General features: G+C 69.0%; 13 protein-coding genes. 3 read left to right on the forward strand and 10 right to left on the reverse strand.

Going from position 1 to position 12425, the window contains the following annotated elements; all coding sequences use genetic code 11:
* Positions 1–9 precede the first annotated feature (9 nt).
* Positions 10–582, reverse strand: coding sequence for a hypothetical protein (locus DEJ50_RS10650; RefSeq protein WP_150207317.1), 573 nt, complete (start codon positions 580–582; stop codon positions 10–12).
* Between the two features lie 169 nt (positions 583–751).
* Here DEJ50_RS10650 and DEJ50_RS10655 point away from each other — a divergent pair, with 169 nt between their 5' ends.
* The 3 genes from DEJ50_RS10655 to DEJ50_RS10665 all read left to right on the forward strand — a co-directional run bounded on the left by DEJ50_RS10655 (position 752) and on the right by DEJ50_RS10665 (position 4642).
* A complete protein-coding gene (locus DEJ50_RS10655) occupies positions 752–1960 on the forward strand; it encodes a sensor histidine kinase (RefSeq protein ID WP_150207318.1) in 1209 nt (402 codons plus the stop codon).
* Entirely contained in the window at positions 1957–2607 is a 651-nt protein-coding gene (locus DEJ50_RS10660) for a response regulator (protein WP_150207319.1), read from the forward strand. Before DEJ50_RS10655 ends, DEJ50_RS10660 begins: the two co-directional genes overlap by 4 nt.
* 181 nt (positions 2608–2788) lie before the next feature.
* Positions 2789–4642, forward strand: coding sequence for a glycoside hydrolase family 18 chitinase (locus DEJ50_RS10665; RefSeq protein ID WP_150207320.1), 1854 nt, complete (start codon positions 2789–2791; stop codon positions 4640–4642).
* A 61-nt stretch (positions 4643–4703) separates the two neighbouring features.
* On the opposite strand, the gene DEJ50_RS10670 is transcribed toward DEJ50_RS10665, so the two are convergent.
* From DEJ50_RS10670 to atpB, 9 genes are all read right to left on the reverse strand, one after another.
* On the reverse strand, positions 4704–5150 hold the full coding sequence (locus DEJ50_RS10670) for a DUF2550 domain-containing protein (RefSeq protein ID WP_150207321.1): 447 nt from the start codon (positions 5148–5150) through the stop codon (positions 4704–4706).
* A 127-nt stretch (positions 5151–5277) separates the two neighbouring features.
* On the reverse strand, positions 5278–5652 hold the full coding sequence (locus DEJ50_RS10675) for a F0F1 ATP synthase subunit epsilon (RefSeq protein WP_150207322.1): 375 nt from the start codon (positions 5650–5652) through the stop codon (positions 5278–5280).
* Positions 5653–5772: 120 nt separating this feature from the next.
* Complete coding sequence (gene atpD / locus DEJ50_RS10680) at positions 5773–7215, reverse strand: F0F1 ATP synthase subunit beta (protein WP_150207323.1); 1443 nt, start codon at positions 7213–7215, stop codon at positions 5773–5775.
* The gene (locus DEJ50_RS10685; protein ID WP_150207324.1) at positions 7215–8132 is read right to left on the reverse strand and encodes a F0F1 ATP synthase subunit gamma; all 918 of its coding nucleotides are present in this window, start codon (positions 8130–8132) and stop codon (positions 7215–7217) included. The genes atpD and DEJ50_RS10685 overlap by 1 nt, the downstream gene beginning before the upstream one ends.
* 20 nt (positions 8133–8152) lie before the next feature.
* Complete coding sequence (atpA, locus tag DEJ50_RS10690) at positions 8153–9745, reverse strand: F0F1 ATP synthase subunit alpha (RefSeq protein ID WP_150207325.1); 1593 nt, start codon at positions 9743–9745, stop codon at positions 8153–8155.
* Positions 9746–9880: 135 nt separating this feature from the next.
* Positions 9881–10696, reverse strand: coding sequence for a F0F1 ATP synthase subunit delta (locus DEJ50_RS10695; RefSeq protein ID WP_150207326.1), 816 nt, complete (start codon positions 10694–10696; stop codon positions 9881–9883).
* Positions 10693–11238: a F0F1 ATP synthase subunit B gene (locus DEJ50_RS10700; protein ID WP_150207327.1), complete on the reverse strand. Its 546-nt coding sequence runs from the start codon at positions 11236–11238 to the stop codon at positions 10693–10695. Before DEJ50_RS10700 ends, DEJ50_RS10695 begins: the two co-directional genes overlap by 4 nt.
* Before the next feature lie 40 nt (positions 11239–11278).
* The gene (locus DEJ50_RS10705) at positions 11279–11503 is read right to left on the reverse strand and encodes a F0F1 ATP synthase subunit C (RefSeq protein ID WP_150207328.1); all 225 of its coding nucleotides are present in this window, start codon (positions 11501–11503) and stop codon (positions 11279–11281) included.
* Between the two features lie 78 nt (positions 11504–11581).
* On the reverse strand, positions 11582–12397 hold the full coding sequence (gene atpB / locus DEJ50_RS10710) for a F0F1 ATP synthase subunit A (protein WP_150207329.1): 816 nt from the start codon (positions 12395–12397) through the stop codon (positions 11582–11584).
* Between the last annotated feature and the right edge of the window lie 28 nt (positions 12398–12425).

Genomic DNA, 12425 nt, shown 5'->3' on the forward strand with positions numbered 1-12425 from the left:
GGCCCCCGGCTAGCGCTCGGACTTGCCGAGTCCGGCCGGGGCCGCGGCGCCCGCGGGGGCCTTTTTCGGCCAGATCGTGTAGCAGACCGCGACGATGGTGTGGATGCCGAGCACCCGCAGCGCCGCGTACTGCCAGGACTCCAGCGAGGCGGTGTCGCCCGCGTCGCCGACGTACCAGATGGCGCCCTGGAGCAGGCCGTACGCCACAGCGGCGGCGAGCAGGGTGCGGGCCACGAGCTTCCACTCGTGCAGGGTCCGGGCCGTTCCGTAGCCCGCCCCGGCCGGCTTCGGGCCGCCGGCGAAGCGGTACGCCGCGTGGCTGTCCAGCCACTTGATCGTGTAGTGGCCGTACGCCACGGTGTAGCCGATGTAGAGGGCCGCCAGGCCGTGCTTCCAGTCCGGCTCGGCCCCGTTCTTCAGGTCCAGGGTGGTGACGATCAACAGGACGAGCTCCAGCAGGGGCTCGACCAGCAGGACCGCCGCTCCCAGCCGGGGCTTCTTCGCGAGGTAGCGCAGCGCCAGTCCGGCGACCAGCAGCACCCAGAAGCCGACCTCGCAGGCGATGATCAGCGCGACGATCACAGGAGTCTCCGTTCGGATCGGTGGGGGAACGCTTCCAGCTTCCCGGCCCGGCCGGCCCGAATCGTCGTCTGCCGAGACGAACTGCGACTGCATCCTTCGATGTACTGCCGATTCACCTGCTCCGTCGAGGCCGTGGCGGCGGCCACCGTGTTGGATGGGTCCTGTGCCCATGCCACTGTTCCGCCCCCACCCCCACGACGTACTGCTCTGCGTGATCAGCGTGCTCGCCGGCCTGGTGCTCTGGTCGCTGGGGCTCTACACCACAACCTTCCGGGACCTGCTGCCCGCGTGGGCGGCCCTGGTGCCCCTGGCGGTGATGGGCGTAGTGGAGCTGTTCCGGCGGACCGCCCCGCAGCCCGCGCTGCTGATCGGGACCGCGGCGCTGATCGCGGACCAGCTCACCGTGGGGAACCTGGCCACCGTCTTCATGTTCACGGACGTGATGTACGCGGCCGTGGTCTACGGGCACCCCGCCATGGCCCGCCGGCTGCCGATCGTCACCGGCGTGATCACCGTCGTGGCCACCCTGCTCTCGGTGGCCTTGCTGCGCACCCCGGAGTCGGTGCTGATCGGGGTGGTGACCGGAATCGTCTGCTTCGGTCCGGCGCTGACCGGGGCCTCGGTGCGCTACCACCGCGAGGCGGCGGACGCGGCCCGGCTGCGGGCGGAGCAGACCGCGCTGCTGGCCGAGATGGACCGGAAGGCGGCGATCGTCGCCGAGCGGGCCCGGATGGCCCGGGAACTACACGACATGGTCGCCAACCATCTGTCCGCCATCGCCATCCACTCCACCGCGGCGCTGTCCATCGACTCCGCCGACACCAGCCGGGAAGCGCTGGGGGTGATCCGGGAGAACAGCGTCCAGGGCCTGTCCGAGATGCGCCGGCTGATCGGGCTGCTGCGGCAGGCGGGGGCCGAGCAGGAGCCGGTCGCCGTGCCCTCGCTGGACGGGCTGGCGGCCCTGCTGGACCAGGCCCGGGCCACGGGTGCGGCGAGCGGGCTGGAGTTCGTGCTGGAGGACACCCGGCCGGCCGGCGGGGAGCCGCTCCCGGCCCCGGTGGAGCTGGCGGCGTACCGGATCGTGCAGGAGTCGGTGACCAATGCCCTCAAGCATGCGGCGCCGGGCCCGGTGCGGGTGCTGATCGGCCGGTCCGGCGCGCTGCTGACCGTACGGGTCGACAGCCCATACGGGGACCGGCCGGGGCCGCGGGCCCCCGGGTCGGGTGCCGGGCTGGTGGGCATGCGCGAGCGGACGGAGCTGCTGGGCGGGGAGTTCGCGGCGGGCCCGGCGGAACCGGTGGGTGCAGCGGGCGCGACCGGCACGGTGTGGCAGGTGCGGGCGGTTCTGCCCGCCGAGGAGAAGGCGGTGGAGGCATGACCATCCGCGTGGTGGTGGCGGAGGACCAGTCGGCGGTACGGGCCGGGCTGGTGCTGATCTTGCGCAGCGCGGGCGACATCGAGGTGGCGGGCGAGGCCGGGGACGGTGAGGAGGCGGTCCGGCTGGCCCGGGAGCTGCGGCCGGACCTGGTGCTGATGGACGTCCAGATGCCGAAGCTCGACGGGGTCTCGGCCACCCGCACGGTGGTGGCGGAAGGCCTGGCCGATGTCCTGGTGCTCACCACCTTCGATCTGGACGAGTACGTGTTCGGGGCGCTGCGGGCGGGGGCGGCGGGCTTCCTGCTGAAGAACGCGGACGCGCGGGAGCTGATCGAGGCGGTGCGGACGGTGGCCCGCGGGGAAGGCCTGATCGCGCCGGCGGTGACCCGCCGGCTGATCGCGGAGTTCGCGGCGCCCAAGCCGGTACGGGCGGCCCGCCCGGCGGAGCACGCGGCGGTGGCGGCGCTGACCCGGCGGGAGCGGGAGGTGCTGTCCTGCCTGGGCGAGGGTCTGTCGAACGCGGAGATCGCGGTGCGGCTGGAGATGGCGGAGGCGACGGTGAAGACGCACGTCAGCAGGCTGCTGGGGAAGCTGGAGCTGCGTAGCCGGGTGCAAGCGGCCGTGCTGGCACAGGAGTTGGGGATCTAGAGCGGTACCTGAGGGCTGGTCTGGACCTCTTGACGCTTGGTCCAGACCTTTCTAGTCTCACGGCCATACTGTGGTGAGCGTGCCATGACAAGGCGCAGCATGGCGTGCTCACGGGCGGCGCAGGTCCCACCCCCAAGTCGATGTCGACCCCCGATGCCGACGGACCTACGGAGGAGCACCCTTGAGCACAGCATCCCCCCCACGCACCCGCACCCGCTTCCTTTCCAGAGTCGCGGCCACCGTCGCCGCCTTCGCCCTCCCCATCGCCGGCCTCGTCGTCCTTGCCTCCCCCGCCCAGGCCGCCACCTCCGCGACGGCGACCTACACCAAAGTCTCCGACTGGGGCAGCGGTTTCGAGGGCAAGTGGACGATCAAGAACACCGGTGACACCACCATCAACAGCTGGACCGTCGAGTGGGACTACCCCTCCGGCACCCGGGTGACCTCGGCCTGGGACGCCACGGTCACCAGCTCCGGCAACCACTGGACCGGCAAGAACGTCGGCTGGAACGGCACTCTCGCCCCCGGTGCCAGCATCAGCTTCGGCTTCAACGGCGCCGGCTCCGGCGCCCCCTCCGGCTGCAAGATCAACGGCGGCTCCTGCGACGGCGGCACCCAGCCCGGCGACAATCCCCCCTCGGCCCCGGGCGCCCCCGCCGCCTCGAACATCACCGAGACCTCGCTGACCCTGAACTGGGGCGCCGCCACTGACGACAAGGGCATCAAGAACTACGACGTCTACCGCAACGGCGCCAAGGTCGCCACGGTCACCGGCACCAGCCACGCCGAGACCGGCCTGACCAAGGGCACCACGTACAGCTACAACGTGGTCGCCCGCGACACCGCCGACCAGACCGGCGCCTCGTCCGTCCACGTGTCGTTCACCACCCCCGGCGGACCCGTCGACCCGCCGCCCCCGGGCGGCCCGGTCAAGCTCGGATACTTCACCAACTGGGGCGTCTACGGACGCAACTACCACGTGAAGAACCTGGTCACCTCGGGCACCGCGAGCAAGATCACGCACATCAACTACGCCTTCGGCAACGTCCAGAACGGCGCGTGCACGATCGGTGACGCCTACGCCGACTACGACAAGGCCTACACCGCCGACCAGAGCGTCGACGGGGTCGCCGACACCTGGGACCAGTCCCTGCGCGGCAACTTCAACCAGCTGCGCAAGCTGAAGAAGCAGTACCCGCACATCAAGGTGCTGTGGTCGTTCGGCGGCTGGACCTGGTCCGGCGGGTTCCCGCAGGCCGTGGCCAACCCGACCGCCTTCGCCAACTCCTGCTACAACCTGGTCGAGGACCCGCGCTGGGCCGATGTCTTCGACGGCATCGACCTCGACTGGGAGTACCCCAACGCCTGCGGTCTGAGCTGCGACACCTCCGGTGCCGCCGCCTTCAGGAACATGATGCAGGCCATGCGCGCCAAGTTCGGCCCGAACAACCTGGTCACCGCCGCCATCACCGCCGACGCCTCCAACGGCGGCAAGATCGACGCGGCCGACTACGGCGGCGCCGCCCAGTACACCGACTTCTACAACGTCATGACCTACGACTTCTTCGGCGCCTGGGCGGCCCAGGGCCCGACCGCCCCGCACTCCCCGCTCACCTCGTACGCCGGCATCCCGCAGGCCGGCTTCAACTCCGCCGAGGCCATCGCCAAGCTCAAGGCCAAGGGGGTCCCGGGCAGCAAGCTCAACCTGGGCGTCGGCTTCTACGGCCGCGGCTGGACCGGCGTCACCCAGGCGGCGCCCGGCGGCACCGCCACCGGCCCGGCCCCGGGCACGTACGAGCAGGGCATCGAGGACTACAAGGTGCTCAAGAACAGCTGCCCGGCCACCGGCACCATCGCCGGCACCGCCTACGCCAAGTGCGGCAGCAACTGGTGGAGCTACGACACCCCGGCCACCATCGCCGGAAAGATGAGCTGGGCCAAGCAGCAGGGACTGCGCGGCGCCTTCTACTGGGAATTCAGCGGCGACACGGCCAACGGTGAGCTGGCCAACGCCGTCCACGCCGGACTCCAGTAAAACGGCCGAAGCCGGGGTGACGGGTCCGCCCCCGTCACCCCGGCTTCGTCACGCCCACTTCTCAGGCGACATTCACCCTCTGGCCGGGCGGCGCCGCCTCCAGCCAGGCCAGGAAGCCGGTCAGCGCGTCCTCGCTCATCGCCAGCTCCAGGCGGGTCCCCCGGTGGAGACAGCCGAGCACGACCGCGTCGGACAGCAGGGCCAGCTCCTCTTCCCCCTCCGGGGCACGGCGGGCCAGCACCTCGATGGAGTCGCGCTCCAGCATCCGGCGCGGCCGGGGCGAGTACGAGAACACCCGGAACCACTCGATCCGGTCGCCGCTGTAGCGGGCCACCCCGTACACCCAGCCCTTGCCGGAGAGGTCCGGCTCCTCCGCCACGCCCCAGCGCAGCGAACAGTCGAACGTTCCGCCGGAACGCTGGATGAGCCGCCGGCGCAGCCCGAACACAAAGAGCCCGATCACCACCAGGGCTACGACCAGGCCGCTCACAAGCAGAGCGAGGAGCATCTTCACCGACCTCCTCGCTCATCGAATCCCGAACAGGAAAAATCAACCAGCATCGCCTCAGCCGCGACCCGTCCCGGAAAACTCCGGACGGACCGCGGCTGAGGTTTCACACTCTTCGGTACGGGGCTCAGTGCCCCGCGACCGCGCGCAGCCGGACATCGGCGCGACGCTCGGCGGCCGAATCGGCCTCCGACTTCGCGCGCTCCAGTGCCCGCTCCGCCCGCTGGACGTCGATCTCGTCCGCGAGCTCGGCGATCTCGGCCAGCAGGGACAGCTTGTTGTCCGCGAACGAGATGAATCCGCCGTGCACCGCGGCGACGACCGTGCCGCCCTCGCTGGTACGGATGGTCACCGGGCCCGATTCCAGCACGCCGAGAAGCGGCTGGTGACCGGGCATGACGCCGATGTCGCCGGACGTGGTGCGGGCGACGACCAGGGTGGCCTCGCCGGACCAGACATTCCGGTCCGCCGCGACCAGCTCGACGTGCAGCTCAGCAGCCAAGGTTGGCTCCTCGGGTCACCACCCGGCAGGTCTGCCGGGTGTTGGGTCAAATTCTAATGGGCGTGGGGAGAGGGACGGGACGCGCCCGCCCCTCTCCGGGTGATCCTGCGGGGAGCAGGGTCAGGAGACGCCCAGCTCCTTGGCGTTGGCCTTGAGGTCTTCGAGGCCACCGCACATGAAGAACGCCTGCTCGGGGAAGTGGTCGTAGTCACCGTCGCAGATCGCGTTGAACGCGGCGATCGACTCGTCGAGCGGGACGTCCGAACCGTCGACGCCGGTGAACTGCTTGGCGACGTGCGTGTTCTGGGACAGGAAGCGCTCGACACGACGGGCACGGTGGACAACGAGCTTGTCCTCCTCGCCCAGCTCGTCGATACCGAGGATCGCGATGATGTCCTGGAGGTCCTTGTACTTCTGCAGGATCCCCTTGACGCGGGTCGCGGCCTCGTAGTGGTCCTTCGCGATGTACCGCGGGTCGAGGATGCGGGACGAGGAGTCCAGCGGGTCCACGGCCGGGTAGATGCCCTTCTCGGAGATCGGACGGGAGAGAACCGTCGTCGCGTCGAGGTGGGCGAAGGTGGTGGCCGGCGCCGGGTCGGTCAGGTCGTCAGCGGGGACGTAGATCGCCTGCATCGACGTGATCGAGTGACCACGGGTCGAGGTGATGCGCTCCTGGAGGAGACCCATCTCGTCGGCCAGGTTCGGCTGGTAACCCACCGCGGAGGGCATACGGCCGAGCAGGGTCGACACCTCGGAACCGGCCTGGGTGTACCGGAAGATGTTGTCGATGAAGAAGAGCACGTCCTGCTTCTGAACATCGCGGAAGTACTCCGCCATGGTCAGACCGGCCAGGGCGACGCGCAGACGGGTGCCCGGGGGCTCGTCCATCTGGCCGAAGACAAGGGCGGTCTTGTCGATGACGCCCGAGTCGGTCATCTCCTCGATGAGGTCGTTGCCCTCACGGGTACGCTCACCGACACCCGCGAACACCGACACACCGTCGTGGTTGTTGGCGACGCGGTAGATCATTTCCTGGATCAGAACGGTCTTGCCGACACCGGCACCACCGAACAGACCGATCTTTCCACCCTTGACGTACGGGGTGAGAAGGTCGATGACCTTGACGCCGGTCTCGAACATCTCGGTCTTCGACTCGAGCTCGTCGAAGTTCGGGGCCTTGCGGTGGATCGCCCAGCGCTCGGTCACCTCGGAGTTGGCCTCCGGGTAGTTGAGCACCTCACCCAGGGTGTTGAACACCTTGCCCTTGGTGAAGTCGCCGACCGGAACGGTGATGCCCGTGCCCGTGTCGGTGACCGCGGCCTGGCGGACCAGACCGTCGGTGGGCTGCATGGAGATCGTACGGACCACGCCGTCACCCAGGTGCTGGGCAACCTCGAGGGTCAGCGTCTTGAGGGCGCCGTCCTCGGCCGGGTCCGCGACCTGCACGGTCAGCGCGTTGTAAATCTCGGGCATCGCGTCGACGGGGAACTCCACGTCGACGACCGGGCCGATGACCCGGGCGACGCGGCCCGTGGCAGCAGCCGTCTCAACTGAGGTCGTCATTACTTGTCACTCCCCGCGGTCGCGTCGGCCAGGGCTGCGGAGCCACCGACGATCTCGCTGATTTCCTGGGTAATTTCGGCCTGGCGGGCCGCGTTGGCAAGCCGGGAGAGCGTCTTGATGAGCTCTCCGGCGTTGTCGGTCGCCGACTTCATCGCGCGCCGGCGGGCGGCGTGCTCGGAGGCAGCCGACTGCAGCAGTGCGTTGTAGATACGGCTCTCGACGTAGCGCGGCAGCAGGGCGTCGAGGACGTCCTCCGCCGACGGCTCGAAGTCGAACAGCGGAAGGATCTCGCCCTTCGCGCCGGACTCGTCTTCGGCCTTGTCGAGGCTGAGCGGCAGCATCCGGCTGTCGACGGGGTTCTGCGTCATCATCGACACGAATTCCGTGTAGACGATGTGCAGCTCGTCGACGCCGCCCTCGGCCGTCTCCTTGGAGACGGCCTCGATCAGGGGCGCCGCGACCGCCTTGGCGTTCGCGTAGCTCGGGCTGTCGGTGAAGCCGGTCCAGCTGTCCTCGATCTTGCGCTCGCGGAAGCTGAAGTAGGCCACGCCCTTGCGGCCGACGATGTAGCTGTCGACCTCCTTGCCCTCACCGCGCAGACGCTCGGTCAGCCGCTCCGCCGCCTTGATGGCGTTGGAGGAGTAGCCGCCGGCCAGACCGCGGTCGCTCGTGATGAGCAGGACCGCAGCCCGGGTCGGCGCCTCGGCCTCGGTGGTGAGCGGGTGCTTGGTGTTCGATCCGGTCGCCACCGCGGCCACCGCGCGGGTGAGCTCGGTCGCGTACGGCGTGGAGGCCGCCACCTGGCGCTGCGCCTTGACGATGCGCGAGGCGGCGATCATCTCCATCGCCTTGGTGATCTTCTTGGTCGCGGTGACGGATCGGATGCGACGCTTGTAGACCCGGAGCTGCGCTCCCATGAGTCAGGTCCCTTCCGTCGTCACTTGCTGGTGGAGACCGGAGCGTCTTCGCCCAGCAGCTTGCCGTCCGAGGTCTCGAACTGCTTCTTGAAGCCGGCGATCGCGTCGGCGATCGACTGCAGGGTGTCGTCGGACATCTTGCCGCCCTCGACGATGGAGGTGAGGAGCTCCTTGCGGTTGATCCGCAGGTGCTCCAGCAGCTCCGACTCGAAGCGGCGGATGTCCTCGACCGGAACGTCGTCCATCTTGCCGGTGGTACCGGCCCAGACGGAGACGACCTGCTCCTCGACCGGCATCGGCTGGTACTGGCCCTGCTTCAGCAGCTCGACCATGCGCTTGCCGCGCTCCAGCGAGGCCTTCGACGCGGCGTCCAGGTCGGAACCGAAGGCGGCGAACGCCTCCAGCTCGCGGTACTGGGCCAGGTCGACACGGAGACGGCCGGAGACCTGCTTCATGGCCTTGTGCTGGGCGGAGCCACCGACGCGGGAGACCGAGATACCGACGTTCAGGGCCGGGCGCTGGCCGGCGTTGAACAGGTCGGACTCCAGGAAGCACTGGCCGTCGGTGATGGAGATGACGTTGGTCGGGATGAACGCCGAGACGTCGTTGGCCTTGGTCTCGACGATCGGCAGACCGGTCATCGAGCCGGCGCCCATGTCGTCGGAGAGCTTGGCGCAGCGCTCCAGCAGACGCGAGTGCAGGTAGAAGACGTCACCCGGGTAGGCCTCACGGCCCGGCGGACGGCGCAGCAGCAGCGACACGGCGCGGTAGGCGTCGGCCTGCTTCGACAGGTCGTCGAAGATGATCAGGACGTGCTTGCCGGCGTACATCCAGTGCTGGCCGATGGCGGAGCCGGTGTAGGGCGCCAGGTACTTGAAGCCGGCCGGGTCGGACGCCGGGGCGGCGACGATGGTCGTGTACTCGAGCGCGCCGGCCTCTTCCAGGGCACCGCGCACGGAGGCGATGGTGGAGCCCTTCTGACCGATGGCGACGTAGATGCAGCGGACCTGCTTGTTCACGTCGCCCGAGCGCCAGTTGTCGCGCTGGTTGATGATGGTGTCGACGGCCAGAGCGGTCTTGCCGGTCTGACGGTCACCAATGATCAGCTGACGCTGGCCACGGCCGATCGGCACCATGGCGTCGACGGCCTTGTAGCCGGTCTGCATCGGCTCGTGCACCGACTTGCGGACCATGACGCCCGGGGCCTGCAGCTCGAGGGCGCGGCGGCCTTCGGTCGCGATCTCGCCGAGACCGTCGATCGGGTTGCCGAGCGGGTCGACAACACGGCCGAGGTAGCCCTCGCCGACGCCTACGGAGAGAACCTCACCGGTGCGCTGCACCGGCTGGCCCTCTTCGATGCCGCTGAACTCGCCGAGGACGATCGCACCGATCTCGCGCTCCTCGAGGTTGAGGGCGAGACCGAGGGTGCCGTCCTCGAACTTCAGCAGCTCGTTCGCCATGGCGGAGGGCAGGCCCTCCACCTTCGCGATGCCGTCGCCGGCAACGCTGACCGTTCCGACCTCCTCGCGCGAGGCCGCGTCCGGCTTGTACGACTGGACAAAGGTCTCCAGCGCGTCCCGGATCTCCTCCGGCCGGATCGTGAGCTCCGCCATCTGGGTTCCCTGCTCTCCTTGTTGGGCCTGAAGCTTCATAGGGGTCTGGGGGCGACCCCCAGGAATCTTCTGCAAGTTCTGCACGGCCCAACCGGGCCGCTGGAAATGCTTTTCTTAGGTTGGGTGGCGGGCTGGTCAGCCGGCCATGCGACGGGACGCCTCGGCGAGGCGCTCCGCGATGGTGCCGTTGATGACCTCGTCGCCCACCCGCACCTCGATCCCGCCGAGGACCTCGGGGTCCACGTCGAGGTTGAGGTGCATCTGGCGGCCGTACAGCTTGGCCAGCACCGCGCCGAGACGCTGCTTCTGCACGTCGCTGAGCGGAACCGCGGTGGTCACGGTGGCGACCATGCGGTTGCGGCGCTCCGCGGCGAGCGCGGAGAGGGACTCGAGTCCCGCTTCCAGGCTACGTCCACGCGGGTGCGTGACCAGACGCGTGACCAGACGCTCGGTCGCGGCGTTCGCCTTGCCGCCGAGCAGGCTGCGGAGCAGCTCGCCCTTGGCGGAGGCGGTGGCGGCCTTGTCGGTCAGCGCGGCGCGCAGCTCGGTGTTCGAGGCGAGGATCCGGCCGAACCGGAACAGCTCGTCCTCGACGTCGTCGAGCGCATCGGCCTGCTGGGCGGCCGTGAGGTCGGCGGTGTTCGCCAGCTCCTCCAGCGAGTCCACCAGGTCACGCGACTGCGACCAGCGGGACCGGACCATGCCGGACACCAGGTCGAGGGTCTCCCCGCCCACCTGGCCGCCGAGCAGACGCCCGGCCAGCTCGGCCTTGGCCTCGCCGGACTGCGCCGGGTCGGTGAGGACCCGACGCAGCGAGACCTCGCGGTCGAGCAGCGCGGTGACGGCAGCCAGCTCGCCGGCGAGCTTCGCCGCGTCGACGGACGTGTTGTCCGTCAGCGCGTCGAGACGCTCGCGCGCGGCGTGCAGCGCCTCGCGGCTCGCTCCGTTCATCGGGCCGCCTCGGCCTTCTCCTCGAGCTCGTCGAGGAAGCGGTCGATGGTGCGGCTCTGCCGGGCGTGGTCCTCGAGGGACTCACCGACGAGCTTGCCGGCCAGGTCGGTGGCGAGCTTGCCCACGTCCTGGCGCAGCGCCTGCGAGGCGGCCTTGCGGTCGGCCTCGATCTGGGCGTGGCCGGCAGCGATGATCTCCTCACGCTGCCGCTGGCCCTCTGCGCGCAGCTCTTCCTTGAGCGCAGTGCCCTGCTCCAGCGCTTCCTGGCGCAGGCGAGCGGCCTCGTGGCGGGCTTCGGCGAGCTGGGCCTTGTACTGCTCCAGGACGCTCTGGGCCTCTACCTGGGCGGCCTCTGCCTTCTCGATGCCGCCTTCGATGGCCTCGCGACGCTCGTCCAGAACCTTGTTGATGTTCGGGAGGAGCTTCTTCGCCAGGATGCCGAAGACGATCAGGAAGGCGACGAGGCCGACGATGAGCTCCGGGACCGGCGGGAGCAGAGGGTTCTGAGGCTCCTCTGCAGCCAGGTGCACCAGGGAAATCACATCAGTGCCTTTCGTCGTTTCGGACTAGTACGCGTTCGTCTTAGTAGACGAACGGCATGACCAGACCGATGAGGGCGAGCGCCTCACAGAAGGCGAAGCCGAGGATCTGGTTGGCGCGGATGATGCCGGCGGCCTCGGGCTGACGGGCGAGCGCCTGGGTGCCGTTACCGAAGATGATGCCGACGCCGACGCCGGGGCCGATGGCCGCCAGGCCGTAACCCACGGAGCTCAGGGAACCTTCGACAGCAGCAAGGGTCTGGGACATGCCAGTTCTTCCTTCTCTTTCACGGACCGGTGGGGGTTGGCCACCGGACGAGTTGGGGGTGGTGAGTGCGGGCCTGGCTCAGTGGTGCTCGGCGAGCGCGCCCTGGATGAAGCTGCAGGCCAGGAGGACGAAGACGTACGCCTGGACGGCCTGGACGAAGAGCTCGAAGACCATCATCCCGAGGACCATCACGAAGGACACGCCCGCGGCGGGGATGCCCGCGCCGTTGAACAGGTACCAGCTGGCGATGGTGAACAGGACCAGCAGCGTGTGACCGGCGAACATGTTCGCGAACAGTCGGACCGCGTGCGTGAAGGGCCGGACCAGGACGTTCGAGAAGAACTCGATGACCATGACCAGCGGCAGGACCGCGCCGAGGCTCTTGTCGTAGCCGGTGAGGTTCTTGAAGCCGCCGACGAAGCCGTGGCGCTTGAAGGTCACGGACATCCAGATGCCGTAGACGATCAGGGCGAGGGCTGCCGGGTACGCGATGATCGAGGTCACCGGGAACTGGGCCAGCGGGACGATCGACCAGACGTTCAGGATCCAGACGAAGAAGAACAGCGACACCATGAAGGGGACGTACTTCTCGCCCTCCTTCTTGCCCAGCGTCTCGTACACGATGCCGCGGCGCACGAAGTCGTAGCCGGTCTCGGCCACCATCTGCAGCTTGCCGGGGACGACCTTCGGCTTGCGGAATGCGGCCCAGAAGAAGGCGAGGATGACGACCGTGCCAAGCAGGGCCAGCAGCATCGGCTTGTTGAGGTACCAGCCGTCCTTGTCTCCGGCGATGGGCTCGAAGATGAAGGACCACAGGCTGGGGGCCGGGAAGCCACAACCGGAGTTGAGTTGACAGTCGGCCTCAAAGGCGAGCGTCATCGGGTCAGCACTCACCGCGGGCTCCTTCAGCGTGGCGCATAGG

This window comes from Streptomyces venezuelae, from assembly GCF_008642295.1.
Lineage (GTDB): Bacteria > Actinomycetota > Actinomycetes > Streptomycetales > Streptomycetaceae > Streptomyces > Streptomyces venezuelae_C.